The 16,337-nt window shown below is 65.8% G+C and carries 13 protein-coding genes and 2 pseudogenes; 6 read left to right on the top strand and 9 right to left on the bottom strand.

The features are described from left to right. Positions 1–26 precede the first annotated feature (26 nt). Entirely contained in the window at positions 27–1,196 is a 1,170-nt protein-coding gene (rnd, locus tag AC07NN_RS09390; RefSeq protein WP_494639864.1) for a ribonuclease D, read from the top strand. A gap of 182 nt (positions 1,197–1,378) precedes the next feature. After that, a complete protein-coding gene (locus AC07NN_RS09385) occupies positions 1,379–3,022 on the top strand; it encodes a response regulator (RefSeq protein ID WP_494639862.1) in 1,644 nt (547 codons plus the stop codon). On the opposite strand, the gene AC07NN_RS09380 is transcribed toward AC07NN_RS09385, so the two are convergent. The 3 genes from AC07NN_RS09380 to AC07NN_RS09370 all read right to left on the bottom strand — a co-directional run bounded on the left by AC07NN_RS09380 (position 3,019) and on the right by AC07NN_RS09370 (position 5,611). Then, positions 3,019–3,459 (bottom strand): hypothetical protein, encoded by a 441-nt coding sequence (locus AC07NN_RS09380; protein WP_494639860.1) that lies wholly within the window; start codon positions 3,457–3,459, stop codon positions 3,019–3,021. The genes AC07NN_RS09385 and AC07NN_RS09380 overlap by 4 nt on opposite strands. A 223-nt stretch (positions 3,460–3,682) precedes the next feature. Continuing rightward, positions 3,683–3,952 carry a hypothetical protein gene (locus tag AC07NN_RS09375; RefSeq protein ID WP_494639858.1) on the bottom strand — a complete coding sequence of 90 codons (270 nt, stop codon included), beginning with the start codon at positions 3,950–3,952 and terminating at the stop codon, positions 3,683–3,685. A gap of 156 nt (positions 3,953–4,108) precedes the next feature. Beyond that, positions 4,109–5,611 (bottom strand): Ppx/GppA phosphatase family protein, encoded by a 1,503-nt coding sequence (locus tag AC07NN_RS09370; RefSeq protein WP_494639857.1) that lies wholly within the window; start codon positions 5,609–5,611, stop codon positions 4,109–4,111. A 180-nt stretch (positions 5,612–5,791) separates the two neighbouring features. Here AC07NN_RS09370 and AC07NN_RS09365 point away from each other — a divergent pair, with 180 nt between their 5' ends. Together AC07NN_RS09365 and AC07NN_RS09360 are read left to right on the top strand one after the other, a co-directional pair. After that, on the top strand, positions 5,792–6,775 hold the full coding sequence (locus AC07NN_RS09365; protein ID WP_494639855.1) for a phosphotransferase: 984 nt from the start codon (positions 5,792–5,794) through the stop codon (positions 6,773–6,775). 12 nt (positions 6,776–6,787) lie between these two features. Next, positions 6,788–6,888, top strand: a pseudogene (locus AC07NN_RS09360) (hypothetical protein); the annotation flags it as partial. Here the strand turns inward: AC07NN_RS09360 and AC07NN_RS09355 are convergent. The 5 genes from AC07NN_RS09355 to AC07NN_RS09335 all read right to left on the bottom strand — a co-directional run bounded on the left by AC07NN_RS09355 (position 6,878) and on the right by AC07NN_RS09335 (position 12,491). Continuing rightward, a complete protein-coding gene (locus AC07NN_RS09355; protein ID WP_494639853.1) occupies positions 6,878–7,264 on the bottom strand; it encodes a hypothetical protein in 387 nt (128 codons plus the stop codon). The pseudogene AC07NN_RS09360 and the gene AC07NN_RS09355 sit on opposite strands and share 11 nt — an antisense overlap. Further along, positions 7,261–9,486, bottom strand: coding sequence for an RNA degradosome polyphosphate kinase (locus AC07NN_RS09350; protein ID WP_494639851.1), 2,226 nt, complete (start codon positions 9,484–9,486; stop codon positions 7,261–7,263). Before AC07NN_RS09350 ends, AC07NN_RS09355 begins: the two co-directional genes overlap by 4 nt. 362 nt (positions 9,487–9,848) lie before the next feature. Beyond that, complete coding sequence (gene hdaA, locus AC07NN_RS09345) at positions 9,849–10,544, bottom strand: DnaA regulatory inactivator HdaA (RefSeq protein ID WP_494639849.1); 696 nt, start codon at positions 10,542–10,544, stop codon at positions 9,849–9,851. A 114-nt stretch (positions 10,545–10,658) separates the two neighbouring features. Next, on the bottom strand, positions 10,659–11,261 hold the full coding sequence (locus AC07NN_RS09340) for a DUF4276 family protein (RefSeq protein WP_494639847.1): 603 nt from the start codon (positions 11,259–11,261) through the stop codon (positions 10,659–10,661). Further along, on the bottom strand, positions 11,262–12,491 hold the full coding sequence (locus AC07NN_RS09335; protein ID WP_494639846.1) for an AAA family ATPase: 1,230 nt from the start codon (positions 12,489–12,491) through the stop codon (positions 11,262–11,264). A 132-nt stretch (positions 12,492–12,623) separates the two neighbouring features. On the opposite strand from AC07NN_RS09335, the gene AC07NN_RS09330 reads away from it, so the two are divergent. Together AC07NN_RS09330 and AC07NN_RS09325 are read left to right on the top strand one after the other, a co-directional pair. Further along, on the top strand, positions 12,624–13,364 hold the full coding sequence (locus tag AC07NN_RS09330) for an EcsC family protein (protein ID WP_494639844.1): 741 nt from the start codon (positions 12,624–12,626) through the stop codon (positions 13,362–13,364). 644 nt (positions 13,365–14,008) lie between these two features. Beyond that, positions 14,009–14,129 (top strand): annotated as a pseudogene (locus AC07NN_RS09325) (NlpC/P60 family protein); the annotation flags it as partial. 7 nt (positions 14,130–14,136) lie between these two features. On the opposite strand, the gene parE reads toward AC07NN_RS09325, so the two are convergent. Continuing rightward, positions 14,137–16,245 carry a DNA topoisomerase IV subunit B gene (parE, locus tag AC07NN_RS09320; RefSeq protein WP_494640066.1) on the bottom strand — a complete coding sequence of 703 codons (2,109 nt, stop codon included), beginning with the start codon at positions 16,243–16,245 and terminating at the stop codon, positions 14,137–14,139. Positions 16,246–16,337: the final 92 nt, after the last annotated feature.

The following is a 16,337-nucleotide window of genomic DNA, read 5'->3' as shown; positions in this document are numbered from 1 at the left end:
GGGGTGCGCGAGGCTATTAGCAGCGGATGAAGCCGATCACCACTACCGCCGAGCTGGCGGCGTTTTGTAATGCGCTTGCGGGCGAGCCTTTCGTCGCCGTGGACACCGAGTTCATGCGCGAGACGACCTACTGGCCCAAGCTGTGCCTGATCCAGGTCGCGTCGCCCACGCACGAAGCCGTCATCGACCCGCTGGCCGATGGCATCGACCTCGAACCGCTGCTGGCCGTGATGCGTGACACGAGCATCCTGAAGGTGTTCCACGCCGCTCGCCAGGACGTCGAGATCTTCAACAATCTGAAGGCCATGCCGCGTCCGCTGTTCGACACCCAGGTCGCCGGCATGGCGGCGGGGTTCGGCGAGCAGATCGCCTATGACGCCCTGGTCCGCCAGATGCTGCGCATCGAGCTCGACAAGTCCAGCCGGTTCACCGACTGGGCCCGCCGGCCGCTGACCGACGCCCAGCTGACCTACGCCCTGGCCGATGTCACCCACCTGGCCGCCCTGTTCCCGATCCTGCGCGAGCGCCTGGAAACTTCGGGCCGCCTGGCCTGGGTCGAGGAAGAGATGACCGCCATCTCGGACCCGGCCGCCTACGACGTCGATCCGGAAAAGGCCTGGCGCCGCCTGCGTCCGCGCAAGACGGCTCCCAAGTATCTCGCCGTGTTCAAGGCCGTCGCCGCCTGGCGCGAGCGCACCGCCCAGAACCGCGACCAGCCGCGCGGCCGCATCCTGAAGGACGAGGCCATCGACGAGCTGGCGACCCAGGCGCCGACCAGCCTAGACGCCCTGAACAACCTGCGCGGCGTGCCCAAGGGCTTCGGCGGCAGCAAGTTCGGTCCCGACCTGCTGGCCGCGATCAAGGCCGCCCTGGCCGATCCGGAAGGCTACGCCCCGGTCGTCGACAAGCCCGGTCCGCCGCCGCCGCAAAACGCCGGCGCCGTGGTCGAGCTGCTCAAGGTCCTCTTGAAGGCGCGCGCGGAAGAGGCCGGTGTCGCCTCCAAGCTGATCGCCACGGTCTCGGACCTGGAGAAGATCGCCGCCGACGACAACGCCACCACGCCGGCCCTGGCCGGCTGGCGCCGCGACGCCTTCGGGGCCGACGCCCTGAAGATCAAGCGCGGCGAACTGGCCCTGGTGCTGGACGGCGCAAAGGTCCGCGTGGTCGAGGTCCGGCGCGCGCCTAAAGGCGAGTAGAAATCTTCGTTTCAGCGCGACGCAACCTTAAGGTTCGTCGCGCTTTTGTTACCCAAATCGGGTCCTTTTCGACGCCGTGCAAAGGTTTGCTGGCGTAGAAGGTCGCGGCGCGTCAACGCTCTCATGAGTGGAGCGCGCCGAGTACGGGGGTCGCGTTGGGTGTATTCTGGGAGTCTCTGGCGGTGGCGTACCGCCCCGCCGCGGTGTCTCGCAGGCGGCAGATTCCCCTCCGGGTCTTCATCACCCTGGCCCTGTGCGGCCTGGCGCTCCTGAAGCCGGGGCTGGAGTTCCTGTTCGTCTGGTCCGGCGCCTATGTCGTCGCCCAGGTCGTCGAATTGCTGGCGCTGAGCCATTTCCTCAAGACCCCCGAGCCGCGGGCCGCCGTCGCGCTGAATCTCGGCGCCGACCTGGCCATGGCGATCGTCTTCGGCTGGCTGGCGATCCCGCTGTGGGCCATGGATACGCCCATGGGCGCGGCGGCGGCCGTCCTGCTGCTGTCGGGATCGATCTTCACGTCGCTGATGGGCGCCAAGGGCTGCCTGAGCGCCTTCCTGGTGTCTGTGGTTCCCCACGTGTCCTATCTGTTCGTGACGCCGCTGGTCGGGGGCGACCGGAGCGATCCCGTCATGCCCTTCTTCCTGGTCGGGGTGGGCCTGTTCTGCCTGACCCTGGGCACAATGTTCCTGTGGTCGCAGAGGGCCCTGGAAGCCGAGCGCGCCGCGCGGCGGGCGGCCGAGGCCCAGACCGCGGCCAAGTCGGCCTTCGTCGCCATGGTCAGCCATGAGCTGCGGACGCCGATCAACGCCATCCTCAACGGCGCGGCGGCCATGGAGCGCGACGCCTCCGCCGCCGCCCTGGTCACCGACGCCGGGGTCATGATGCGCACCCTGCTCAACGACCTTCTGGATCTTTCCAAGATGGAAGCCGGCCGCATGGGCGTCGAGGTGGTCGATCACGACCTGCGCGCCCTGGTCGGCGACGCGGTGGGCTTCTGGCGCAACGCGGCCGAGGCCAAGGGCGTCGCCCTGACCCTGAACGGCGCCGAGGCCTTGCCGCAATGGGTGCGGGGCGATCCGATGCGGCTGCGCCAGGTGCTGAACAACCTGCTCAGCAACGCCATCAAGTTCACGGCCGAGGGCGGGGTCACGGTTGATGTCCGCACCGAAACGCACAGCCCTCGCGCGCTGGTCATCGACGTGCGCGACACCGGCCCAGGTCTCTCGGACGACCAGATCGACCGCCTGTTCAACCCTTATGAGCAGCTTGGCGTCGAGACGGCGCGGGCCTTCGGCGGGACGGGCCTTGGCCTGGCGATCAGCCGTGACCTGGCCCGCCTGATGGGCGGCGAGCTGACGGCGGCCAATGCGGACGGCGGCGGCGCGCGCTTCACCCTGCGCGTGCCCGCGCCGGAAGGCGTCGAGCCGGTCGCCACGACCGCCGGCGAGGCCGATTTGCCGGCCCTGGATGGCGATGCCCCGCTGATCCTGGTGGTCGACGACCACGACATCAACCGTCGGGCCCTGCGCCAGATGCTGGAAGCCTTCGGGGCGAGGGTCGAGACGGCGGAGGACGCCCAGGCCGCCCTGACCCTGGCCGAGCGGCACGTGTTCGACGCCATCCTGATGGACGTGCGCATGCCCGGCATGGACGGGCTGGAGGCGACGCGTCGCCTGCGCGAGAGCCGCGCCAACCGCGCGACCCCCGTGATCGCCGTCACGGGCGCGGTGTCGCCGGAGGAGGTCGCGGCCTGCCGCGAGGCCGGCATGACGGGATGGGTGGAGAAGCCGGTGAACCCGCGCGATCTCTATGCGGCGCTCTTCGGCTAGAAGGGGGCAGGCCCGGGCGGAGCGACCTGGAGGCGGCGATCGATCTTGCGCGCCTTTTCCAGCGGGTACGAGTAGGCGACCCCGTAGGCGCCCTGCCAGTCTCTCAAGAGGTAGAGGACCCAGGTCTCGCCCGGATTGGCGATGGGTTGGCCATCGTCGCACATCGTGCTTTGCCCGCTGCGACCAAGCTGGAAGATCTGCTGCTCGATGGCGCGGCCCTGAATGGCGCCAGTGCGCCGCGCGGTGGCGCGCCAGGCCTGGCCCGTATCTCCAATATACGCTTCCTGAACGGCGCTCTCGATGCGCGCCAGGATCACGGCGTCATAGGCAGAGGTGACGCGATCTTCCGGCGATCGATAGACCCTGCAGGCCTGGGCCTCTCCCGCGCACAGGAACGCCGCCAGGGCGAACGTGCAGGAAAGCAATGCGCGGAACATGGACGCCTCACTGTTGAGCAACTTTGGCTCACAGCTTCGGCGCGAGCTGGCGTGCTTGCAAGCGACGCGTCCGCGATCCGATCTCCCGGGCCCTGGGCCTAGGGCCCAGACCAGATCTGGCGGGACCCTCGTCGCCACCATCGCCGGCCTTTGGGAGGGAGCCGACGGACGCGGTGGCGGCGGTTGCCTGGGTCCTAGGCGCAAGGCCCGGGAAGAAGGAAGACTAGTGCGCGAACTGGGTCAGGGCGCCGCCGGCGGCCAGGCCCAGGGCGCAGAAGACGCCCAGATGGAACACTACGCCGATAGCCACCGTCCGGCGGACCGACCACTTGCTCTCTTGGGCGAAGACGCGGCCGATCTCGGATTGCAGGGTGCGAGCGCTGCTGGTGACGGGCGCTTCCGTGTCATTGGCGATACGCAGGTCGGGACGCTTGCGGACTTCTGCAGCCGGGGCGATTGCGTCCAGATAGTCGAACTTACGCTTCAACATCACTGACCTCCTTTTATGTCGTTGAGGTCACGCTACGGAAGCAAAGCTAACAAACCATGCTCGACGAGCGACGCTATGCTGCGACAACTTGTCAATTTCCCCGTATTGAGGAAATTCAGGGCCGGTTAAGCACGTTGTATGGGTTTCGAATACCTGAATTTACGCCGTGATAATCTTTGGCTTCAGGTTCAGGTGTTGCGCTGCAGTATTGGCGCGCTTGTTTGTCTGTTCGCCCAAGAGCAGATCGGCGAAGCCGGGCTCGGCAGTCAGGGTCAGGTGGGCCTTGTCCAGCGTCAGGCGCGAGCGCGCCAGCAGGCTAGGGCTGCGCCCGGACAGGTCGCAGGCCAGGCGGATCGTGGCGCCCAGGGCTCGGGCTCGCTTCAGCTGGGCGGGGTTCAGCAACCGCTCCAGCGTGGCCAGTTCCGGTGGGTGGAAGTTGGTGGCGTGGCGAGCATGGGCGGCCACCGCCAGGAAGCAGCGCTCGGCGTGGCTCTGGCCCGCGATGGGCGCGCGCAGCACCTGTTCGAAGACCAGGTCGGCGCGATGGTCCGGGTGCAGGCGCGCGCCGACATCGGCCAGGCAGCAGGCGGCCGATACCAGGGTAGCGTCGCGATCGCCAAACAGTGGCGGCAGGGTGCCGAAGGCGGGCGTGATCCAGGTGTCCAGGGCCGGGCCCAGGTCCTCGGCCACGCCCTGGCGCGCGCCCAGGGCCATGAAGCCCTCGATCAGCGGATCCAGGCCGCGCACGCGCGGCGGCATGGCCTCGAACAGCAGGCCTTCGCGTACGCCATAGGCCGAGATCTCGATGCGCTTGAGCGCCAGCTGCTCGATCAGAACCTCCAGCACCACGGCGGCGTAGGGCAAGGTCTCCGAGCGCTTCTTGCTCATGCCCTCGATGCGTTCCAGCGAGCTCTTGGACTGGTGGCTGACCAGGCGGGCCGCCTCGAGCGCCTCCCCGGCCGGGATCTCGTACTGGTGCACCACGTGCAGCGGGTAGCCGGACAGGCGCATGTGCAGCAGGGCGAGGTTGCGCCAGGCGCCGCCCACGGCGTGGAACGTGTCGGTGCGGAAGTCGGCGGCGACGGCGGACAGGCGCTCGCGGGCCAGGCGTCGGACGCGGTCAGCGTCGAAACCGCCATTGGGACCGTTGCTCGTGCCGGCCAGGCTGAACGGACCCAAGGGCAGGGTGACGCCCTTGCCGGCGCCGGTGGCCGACAGGTGGATCAGCTCCAGGCTTGCGCCGCCCAGGTCGCCGACCACGCCCGTGGCGTCAGGCGCCCCCGCTAGGACGCCGACGGCGGCGTAGTGGGCCTCTTCCTCACCGGACAGGACACGGACGGTGAAGCCTGTCTCCGCGCGTACGCGGGCGATGAAGTCGGCGCCATCCTTGGCCTCGCGCGCGGCGGCGGTGGCGACCACGAAGGTCTCGGCCGGATTGACCGCTTCCAGCACCGCGCGGAAGCGCTTCAGGGCCTGCAGGGTCTGGACGACGCCGTCGGGCGCCAGGCGGCCGGTCTTGGCCAGGTCGCGGCCCAGGCCCGCCAGGACCTTCTCGTTGAAGACGGTCCAGATGGCGCGGCCTTCCAGCCGGTACACCACCAGGCGGACCGAGTTGGAACCGATATCGATCACGGCCGCGTCGCGCGGCGCCGGGAAGGGCATGGGCGTGGTTTACCGCATTCGGACGGCGGTGGAAGCGCCGCAGTGGATTTTCCTAGGGGAACAACGCGCGGAAAGGCTTGTCGGAAAACGCCTTGAACGGAATTCGGTATTATTGCCCGGATAATATTGACTCATATTCTATCCGGGTAAATAAGGGCGCCTGTCCACGAGGTCCCGCCGATGTCCGCTCCGCCCAACCCGCCGCCCGCCGTCCGCAAGGCCCTGAACGCCGCCTTCGGGACCGATGTCCTCGACAGCTGGACGCCGCTGTCCGGCGGCCTTTCCGGCGCTGGCCTGTGGCGCATCCGCGTCGGCGGCATCGCGTACTTGCTGAAGGTCGAGGCGCCGGAACGCGACGGCCTGCGCGACCCGCATCGCAGCTATGCCTGCCTGAAGCTGGCCGCCGAGGCCTGCCTGGCGCCGCGCGTCCGTTACGCCGATCCGGACGACGGGGTGGCGATCACCGACTATGTCGAGGGCGGCTCGCCGGTCATGGGCCATGCCGGCCCACGCGCGAACCTCGTCGTGGAGTTGGCCCAGGCGGTGCGGGCGCTGCATGCCATCGAGGGCTTCCCGCCGCTGGTCGACTATCTGGACGGGCTGGCAGCGCTGGTGGACCAGGCCGTGAGGAGCGACGTGGTCCCGGTCGGCGTCTTCGATGCGTGGTCTCGACTGTACGCGGCCTGCAAGCGCCTGACGCCGCAGCCGGTGGCCAGCCACAACGACCTCAATCCCCGCAACCTGCTCCACGACGGCCGGCGAGTCTGGCTGATCGACTGGGAGGCGGCGTTCCTGGCCGACCGCTATGTCGACCTCGCCGCCATCGCCAACACCTTCGCCGCCGATCCGGACGCCGAGACCCTGCTGCTGCGCACCTATTTCGGCCGCGAGGCGACGCCGGACGAGCGGGCGCGGCTATATCTGTTCCGGCAGGTCAGCCACGTCTTCCACGCGGCGATCTTCATCGTCGGCGTCGCCGGGCAGGCGAGGACGGATACGCTGGATGGCCCTGAGCTAGGCGCGATCCATCAGGGCCTTGTCCTGGGCGAGCCGCTGCTGGACACGCCGGAAGGGCGGCTGGCCTACGGCTTGGCGCGGCTGCGGGTGGCGACAGCCAATATCGAGAGCCCGGCCTTTTCCCGAGCCGCAGTCGTCGCACGCTGAGGGCCCGAAACCTCGCCCTTCGACAGGCTCAGGGTGAGGTTTCTACTGCGTCCGCAATGATCCTCATCCTGAGCCTGTCGAAGGACGAGGATCACGCCCGGCCTAAGGATTGATCCGGCAGGCCACCGTCCGCCAGCCATCGCTCTCGCGCCGGTGATAGCAGGTGCCGTAGGTCACTTGCCGGCCGTCGGCCCGCTTGCCGCCCTTGGTCAGCGCCCAGGGGGCGGGACCCATCAGGATCATGTCGGTCGTGTCGGCCCGCTTGCCGCACAGGCCCCACCAGCGGATGTGGTAGCCGCCCGCGACACCAGGCCCGTAGGCCTCGCCCTCCAGCTGGGCCTTGCGCTCGACGCCGGGCGGGACGCCGAAGCGGTCGACGCCGGGACGCGAGGGCAGGGCCTGGACGGCGCAGATATCGGCCCGCCGCTCGCCCGTCGGCCCGCAGGCCGTCAGCAGCACGAGCGGCAGGAGGGCGAGGGCGCGCCTCACCCCTTGCGCTTCGGTCCCACGTGGTCGAAGGCCCGCGGCAGGTCCCGCGCCCCATGGCCCCGGCCCGACAGGCTGGGATTGGTCATGAAGTAGTCGTGGGCCGAGAAGGCGCCCTTGCTGTTCCAGGCCGGGTCGCGGGCGTAGTCGCCCTCGCTGTCCAGCTTCCAGCTCTGGGCCTCGTCGTTGAGGTTGGCGACCATGATCTGGTCCAGCACCTGCTGGTGCACGGTCGGGTTCTCGACCGGGACCAGGCTTTCGACGCGGCGATCCAGGTTGCGCGGCATCCAGTCGGCCGAGCTGATGAAGAGCCGCGTCTGGGCAGAAGGCATCGGCCCACCATTGGCGAAAGCCAGGATCCGCGAGTGCTCCAGGAAGCGACCGACGATGCTCTTGACCCGGATGTTCTCCGACAGGCCCGCAATGCCTGGACGCAGGCAGCAGATGCCGCGCACGACCAGGTCGATCTGCACGCCCGCCTGGCTGGCCGCGTAGAGGGCGTCGATCACCTGCGGGTCCACGACCGAGTTCATCTTGGCCCAGATGCCCGCCGGCTTGCCGGCGCGCGCCGCCTCGGCCTCGGTCTCGATCATCTTCAGCAGGTCGGGCTTCAGCGTCTGGGGCGAGAAGGACAGCTTCTCCAGCCGCCCGGGCTGGGCGTAGCCGGTGATGAAGTTGAACAGCTTGCCGCCGTCGCGCCCCAGGGCCGGGTCGCAGGTGAACAAGGACAGGTCGGTGTAAACCCGCGCCGTCTGCGGGTGATAGTTGCCGGTGCCGAAGTGGCAGTAGGTGCGCAGGGTGCTGTCGGCCTCGCGGCGCACCACCACCGACAGCTTGGCGTGGGTCTTCCAGTCGACGAAGCCGAACACCACGTGCACGCCCGCCCGCTCCAGGTCGCGCGCCCACTTGAGGTTATTTTCCTCGTCGAAGCGCGCCTTGATCTCGACCAGGGCCGTGACGTTCTTGCCGTTGTCGGCCGCCTCGATCAGGGCCGCCACGATCGGGCTGTCCTTGGAGGTGCGGTACAGCGTCTGCTTGATCGCCAGCACGTTCGGATCGCGCGCGGCCTGGCGCACGAACTGCACCACCACATCGAAGCTCTCGAAGGGGTGGTGAACGAGGATGTCCTTCTCGCGGATCGCCGCGAAGCAGTCGCCGCCGTGGTCGCGGATGCGCTCGGGGAAGCGGGCGTTGAAGGGCGGGAACTTCAGGTCCGGACGGTCCGGCGGGATCAGCTCCGACATCTGGGCCAGGCCCAGCTTGCCGTCGACCAGCACCACGTCTTCCGGCTCGGCGCGCAGGCCCTCGATGATGAACTCGCGCAGGTCCGGCGGCATGGTGGTCTGGATCTTGACCCGCACCACGCGGCCCAGGCGGCGCTTCTTCAGCCGCGCCTCGAACTCGCGCACCAGGTCTTCGGCCTCTTCCTCGATCTCGAGGTCACTGTCGCGGATCAGGCGGAACAGGCCGCGCCCCTCGACCTCGTAGCCGGGGAACAGGTGGTCCAGGAACAGGATGATGAAGCTTTCCAGCGCCACGATCTTGCGCTGGCGCTTCTTGCCGCGCTGGACGACCGAGGAAAGCTCCCAGAACCGGCGGACCTGCGAGGGGATCGGCGCCAGGGCGTAGAGGTGCTTGTCGTCGGCGATCCTGCGCAGCTTCAGCGCCAGGCAGAAGCCCAGGTTCGGGATGAACGGGAACGGGTGGGCCGGGTCGATGGCCAGCGGCGTCATCACCGGGAAGATCTGGTTGAGGAAGATGTCCTCGGCCAGCTTGCGGTCCTCGCCCTCGATGTCCTTGGCGTCGAGCAGCTTCAGCCCCTCGTCCCACAGCTCGGTGCGGACCTGGCGCCAGATGCGCTGCTGCTCGCTCATCAGCTCGAAGGCCGAGGCGTTCAGGCGCGTCAGCTGCTCGCCGGGCGTCAGGCCGTCCTGGCTGACCACCCGCACGCCCTCGCGCACCTGGCCCTTCAGGCCGGCCACGCGGACCATGTAGAATTCGTCGAGGTTGTTGGCGCTGATCGACAGGAACCGCAGGCGCTCCAGCAGCGGGTGACGCGGATTGCCGCTCTCCTCCAGCACCCGCTGGTTGAAGGCCAGCCACGAGAGCTCGCGATTGAAGAACCGCTCCGGCGAGGCCATCAGCTCGGCGTCGAGCACGAGACCCGTGGGACTATCCGTCTGCGGAACTTTGGCGGCTATCGGCATGGTCGCGGCGTTGGTCATGGCTTCACTATAGGCGGAGTGTGTTCCGCCATGGTGAACGAGACAAGTGACGGGACGAAGACAAGGGCGTGGCGCCTGTTATTCGAACTGTGTTCTCTTCACCGCTCATCCCCGCGAAAGCGGGGACCCAAGCCGAGCTGGCCAACAAACCCCGCCTTCCTAGGCCTTGTGCCTAGGACCCATGGCGCGGCTGGGCATGGAGTATCCGAACGAGGCGCCGCCAATGTGGGCGAACACCCGGCTGTTCAGTTGTCCCGGAACGATGGGTCCTGGGCGCAAGGCCTAGGAAGGCGGGTTTGGATAGCGAAGCGAAAGTCCTCAACCGCCGCTTGGGTCCCCGCTTTCGCGGGGATGAGCGGGGCTTATGCGGACTCATCCCCCTCGAAATCCCCCAGCACCTCCCGCGCCAGGGCCTTGTTCAGCTCCCGCTTCCGATCCGCCGCCGCCTCGTCCAGCAGATCCGCCGCCGCGATGGCCTCGGCTGCCGAGCGGGGCAGGCGCGAGACGAGGTAGGGATAGAGGTCCGGATCGGGCTTCAGCAGCCGCTGCGCGAAGGCCCGCCGCAGCACCGCCTCCAGCACCACGTCGTCGGGCTCGTCGATCAGGGCCGCCGACAGGGCGTTCAGCCGCGAGCGCAGGTCGGGGACCGAGGTCTCCCAGGCCAGCGGCGCGACGCGGCCGGTCAGCAGCACGGTCCCGCCGTCGACCCCGGCCATGTTGAGGATGTGGAACAGCGCCTCATCGTTGAGCGGACCGCTGTCCGATCTCCGGTCGGCGTCTTCCACCAGCACCGGCTTGCCGCGCAGGGCCGACAGGTCGACCGGCGGCGCGTCAGGATCGGCCGCCTCGATGACGATCGCGTCGTGGGCGCGGGCCCAGGCGCGGCCCAGGTGGGTCTTGCCGCTGCCGGATGGTCCGACCAGGGCCAGTCGCCCCTCAGGCCAGGCCGGCCAGGCGTCCAGCCGCGCCATGGCCTCGCCATTGGCGGGGGAGACGGCGAAGTCGTCCCGGCCATAGGTCGGCGCGGCGGTCAGCGGCAGTCTGAACTGGGTCGACAATCCCAAGGGCCCGGCGTGGTGAACTCGTGGTCAAGCATATAGGCGCGTCGGCCGGGGAGGGCGAGGCGGCGGGGCTGGGGATAGTGGGGATAGGGCTGTGAGGGGTGTGGATGGCTAAAGCGCCGATTCCAGAAGTTCATAGTCACACTGCGTCACGGCCTTCGCCAGTCGGCGAAGTGATCGGCTCTTCTTGTAGGCGTCCTTTATATCCATTTTTTGAGTTAAGACCAATTGGTCTGTCATTTCCTTGTAGTGTTTTGTCATTAGTGAGTTTATTACGCCCTTTGCATCTCGTTTTGCGTATGGGTTGTCAACATGTGCGTCATCGTTCCATCCAAATTCTGGAGATGATACTTTTAGATGTTCGATGCAGTGTAGAAATATGCTTTCGTATTCTCTCACCAGTAGAACGATTTCAATGGGCTGTTCAATTTTACCCGCAATTGCATCAACTCTTGCCTGAAGTTGGCTTCTTGCCTCAACGGGACAGCCATCGTCGAGATCGACTGCAATTATTATAGCTTCCACGTCGGTGCGGCTGGCGGCCATCTCTACAAAGCGCTCGATTTCTCCAGCTTTGAGCAGTCGCTGTATGCAGCCGGCCTTTATAGGGTTTGGCGCAAATATAACGCTTCCGAAGGCTTCTGCAGTTTTTGCCACCAAGCACGGCATGGCCGCCACGTCGCCTGGCCCTTCGACGATGAGAGCGACCTTCATTTAAATAAAGAATCCTTCAGATGTAAGAATTTCTCCGGCAGAAAATAGCTGCCGTTTGATCAGTTCAAGCTGGCGGTCGCTAATTGGCCCGGATGAGGTAACGCCATTTTGAAAAGAAGTCCAAATTATAGAATCTGGAGGCACTAGATCAAGAAGTGGTGGGCTATGAGTTGTTATAAATACCTGCCTTCTGTTTATTCCATCTTGAGTCGGCTGGCTAAACTCTTCCGCAGCTTCAGTTATTATTGGAAGTATGCCTGGATGGATCATTTGTTCAGGCTCTTCTATCGCAATAATATTTGGGGCGCTTGGTTGGTAAAATGCCGTCAATATTCCAAGAGCTCTCAATGTTCCGTCTGATATTTGCGACATGTTAAACTCATGTATTTCGCCGGACGGTTCTTTTACCCTTATAACTGGAACGTAATAACCTCCAGCTGATTTGACTGTAATGTCGGTGATCGATGGCATTATCACGCGCATCGAACCTATAAGTAACTCTTTGTTTCTTCTGTGATGAGAGTTAATATTTCGCAAAATCGACGCGAGATTTGATCCGTCCGGCAATAAGCGCTCTTGCCGCGATACCGCGCGAGGCTCTCTCAATGTGTTTGGGTATATACTATAGGCTATGAACGATTTCAGCTCCATTGCGAGAGGTTGTAGTACTAAATTGAACATTGAAAATACAGGACCAGCAATGGTAGTTATAAAGAGCTCCGTTGCTGGAATAGAAATCGAATCCCTTCCACGAAGGAGATTTTCATTATTTGGGGCATAAAGGTGAATTATGCTGTCTTCGTTTCGATGAAACCAAGCAGTTACTTGGGGTGGGTCGCTAATTTCTCCCTCTGCATTATCTTCGTCGTCAGCCTCTTCGAAGGGGTGATCCCCGGACCATTCTCCGTATTCTTCAACGACTCGATAAGTTCCTCTAGCGGAGGAGAGGACAAGTTTGTATTTTCCCGATCCGCTATTTCTTTTGCACTCAATTTCAATCGATATGTGATATGGTTTTGTTTTTGACCACTGTCTTATGCTTTCGATTCCGTGTCTTTTCAATACAGCGGTATCGATATCCTCTTCAATGCAATCTCTAACAAAATACATTGCGTCAACTATATTGCTTTTCCCAACTCCATTTGAGCCAACAATTACATTTAGCGGTCCAAAGCTTAATTTCGCCTCAGCGAGACTTTTGTAGTGTGAAATTGTTGCTTGCGTTATCATTGTATTTTCCAGATAATCACAATATATTCGATTGACGATTACGCAGGCTAAGAGCAGAAACTCCCTGCCCTAAAGTGCGGAAGTGAAGAGCGTATGCATATTGAGTGCGCTTGCAACCGGTGATCGTCCAAATTGCCCCTCTCCCCCGACCTCCTCACCTGGCGCGCTGACCTCACCAAGCCCCCAGGCCCGCTGAACAACCTCGCCCGCGCCACCCAGCAGCGGATCAACCGGATCATCCCCGAGAAGGTCCACGCCGCCATCACCACGGCCATCGAGGGGATGACGCGGGCGCTGCTGGTCGGCTCGGACTTCGCGACGGGGTCACCGCTTCACGGCCTGACCCCGGACGAGCGCCGCGCGCGGGCGGCCAAGGCCATCGACGGCTGGAAGAAGGCGGCGGCGGCCGAGGGCGGGATCACCGGGGCCGGGGGCTTCCTGCTGGCGGCGGCCGACTTCCCGCTGCTGATGAGCTTCAAGATCAAGCTGCTGTTCGAGATCGCCGCGATCTTCGGCCACGACGGGACCGAGCTGCCCGAGCGCCTGTTCATCCTGCATGTCTTCGAGCTGGCCTTTTCGGACAGCCAGCACCGGGCCGGGGTGTTCGCGGCCCTGGAGGACTGGGAGGCGCGGCCGCATCCCCAGCATCTGGACGACTTCGACTGGCGCGCCTTCCAGCAGCAGTACCGCGACCACATCGATCTGGCGAAACTGGCCCAGTTCATCCCCGTGGTCGGCGCGCCGCTGGGGGCGATCGTCAACTGGCGGCTGGTGGAGAAACTGGGGCACACGGCGGTGATGGCCTACCGGATGCGGGCGGAGCAGGGGGGCAATTCGTCGACGGGGACGGGCGTTGGGAACCCTCTCCCGTAGGGAGAGGGCGGGGCCCGCGCCGTAGGCGCGGGAGGGTGAGGGGATGGGCGAAGCCGGTCCTGAGTCCGCGCAAGCCCCTGACTTTTCGTGATTTTGTCGGTGAGTGGCTTGGTCCCTCACCCTCCCATGCTGCGCATGGGCCCCGCCCTCTCCCCAGGGGAGAGGGTGAGCGTTAGACGAGCGTTCGCCGCGCCTTATCCCCCGCCACAAAACCTGCCGTATCCTCTTCTCACCTGATGGCTTGAAAGGGACGTCCGGCCGGCGATCGAGACGGCTGTCAGGGGTGGTCGAGCGGGAAGCGCTCGCCGGGTCTCTTTAGAGAGGCTCGCCTTCGCGACGGATCCAGAAGCGGGTTCCCTGAAACATGGGGCAAAGCGCTAGCGGCGAGGGTTCGGCGAACGCGGCAGGCATGGGCTGAAATCGCCCATGCATTCCGGGACCGGGGTCGTCGCCCTGGCCCGCCCGTCGGGGGCCTCTTTCGGAAGCGGGTTAAAACCCCGCGCGTCGAGGGCTCACCGGATAACGGCTGCGCGGAGCGTCTGGCTTCGTCGAAACGGTATTTGCTTCACACACTCCGGGCGCAGCCCGGCGCTCCGCGTCCCTTTCCAGACCTTCAGCGGGAGACCGCGTGAGGTGGCGGAGCTGTGTCCAGATCCTCCCCCTAGCGGGGGAGGTGGCGCGAAGCGCCGGAGGGGGAACTTGTCCTGGCCCGGCTTCTTCCCCCACCGTCGGCTGCGCCGACACCTCCCCCGCTGGGGGGAGGATTTTCGACCTACAAATCCAGATCCGCCGTCGCGAACTCGGCGTTCTCCTGGATGAACCGGAACCGCAGCTCGGGCTTGCGGCCCATCAGGGTCTCGACCAGCTCTTCCACGGTCTCCTCGTGGCGCGGCAGGGTCACGCGGGCCAGGGTGCGCTTCTTCGGGTCCATGGTGGTCTCCTTCAGCTGGGAGGCCATCATCTCGCCCAGGCCCTTGAAGCGGCCGATCTCGGGCTTCTTGCCCTTGAACACCGTGGCCAGCAGCTCGTCCTTGTGGGCGTCGTCGCGGGCGTACTCGCTCTTGCCGCCGTGGGCGATGCGATAGAGCGGCGGCAGGGCCAGGTACAGGTGCCCCTGGCGGATCACGTCCGGCATGGTCCGGTAGAAGAAAGTGATCAGCAGGGACGCGATGTGGGCGCCGTCGACGTCGGCGTCGGTCATGATGATGATGCGGTCGTAGCGGAGGTCTTCCTCGCGATACTTGTTCCCGCCCTGGGCCCCCAGGGCCAGCATCAGGTCCGACAGTTCCTTGTTGGCGGTGAACTTCTCGCCGCTGGCCGAGGCCACGTTCAGGATCTTGCCGCGCAGGGGCAGGATGGCCTGGTACTTGCGGTCGCGGGCCTGCTTGGCGGAGCCGCCGGCCGAGTCGCCTTCGACGATGAAGAGCTCCGCGCCGTCGACCGCGCCGCCGGCGCAGTCGGCCAGCTTGCCGGGCAGGCGCAGCTTGCGGGTCGCGGAAGCCCGGGTGACTTCCTTGTCCTTGCGGCGCTTGAGGCGTTCCTCGGCCCGCTCGATGACGAATTCCAGCAGGGCCTGGGCGGTCTTCGGGCTGGAGGAGAGCCACAGGTCGAACGGGTCGCGCAACGAGGCTTCCACGAAGCGCTGGGCCTCGGAGGTGGAGAGCTTTTCCTTGGTCTGGCCCTGGAATTCCGGGTTCTTGATGAACACCGAGATCAGGGCGCCGGCCTGGGCGACGACGTCGTCGGCGGTGATGATCGTCCCGCGCTTCTCGCCCTTCAGCTCGGCGTATGCCTTGAGGCCCCGGGTCAGGGCGGCGCGGAAGCCGCTCTCGTGGGTGCCGCCTTCGGGGGTCGGGACGGTGTTGCAGTACGACTGCATGAAGCCGTCGTGCTCGCCGAAGCCCTGGGGCGTCCAGGTCACGGCCCACTCGACGGCGCCGGCCTCGCCCTGGCGCTCGATGCGGCCCGAGAAGCTCTCGGGGGTGATCGTGGTCAGGCCCTTGGTCCGCTCGGCCAGGAAGTCGGCCAGGCCGTTGGGGAAGTGGAAGACCGCCTCGGCCGGGGTCTGGTCATGGATGCGCGAGGGATCGCAGGCCCATTTGATCTGCACGCCGCGGAACAGATAGGCCTTGGAGCGGGCCATGCGGTACAGGCGCGCCGGCTTGAAGCCGACGCCCTCGCCGAAGATCTCGTCGTCGGGCTTGAAGCGCACCATGGTGCCCTTCTTGCGGGACGGGGCGACCTGCGCGATCGGACCCAGCGGCTTGCCACGCGAGAAGACCTGCAGGTGCTCGAAGCCGTCGCGCCAGACGGTGACCTCGACGCGCTCGGACAGGGCGTTGACGACGCTGGCGCCGACGCCGTGCAGGCCGCCGGAGGTCTCATAGGCCTTGCCGGTGAACTTACCGCCGGCGTGCAGGACGGTCATGATGACCTCCAACGCCGACTTGCCGGGGTACTTCGGGTGCGGGTCCACGGGCATGCCGCGACCGTCGTCCTTCACGGACAGATAGCCGTCGGCGTCGAGCTTGACCTCGATGGTCTTGGCGAAGCCGGCCACGGCCTCGTCCATCGAGTTGTCGAGCACTTCGGCGAACAGATGGTGCAGCGCCCTCTCGTCGGTGCCGCCGATGTACATGCCGGGGCGCTTGCGGACGGGCTCCAGCCCTTCCAGCACCTCGATGTCGGCGGCCGAGTACTCGCCGGGCGCGCTGACCTTGGCCGGCGCCGGGGGCGGGGCGGCCTTGGACGGCGGGGGCGGCGGGATCGGACGCGGCGTCGGTTCGACGTGCGGCTCCACGCTGGCCTGGAACGGCGCGGCGGGGACGGGCGCCAGGGCGTCGTCGTCGAACAGGGAAGGGGTCTTATCGGAGGACATCAGGAGGGAGTCTTAGGCGATTCGAACGCGGGGGCCTCGTATGGGCTCACCGGCTTCCCCTGAAAAGAGAAATCCGCCCCCAGCTTGGCTGGGGG

The sequence above is a fragment of the Caulobacter sp. GW821-FHT09H08 genome, assembly GCF_059415885.1.
The sequence above is the reverse complement of the archived record's forward strand: the minus strand, read 5'-3'. Positions and strand labels throughout refer to the sequence as shown.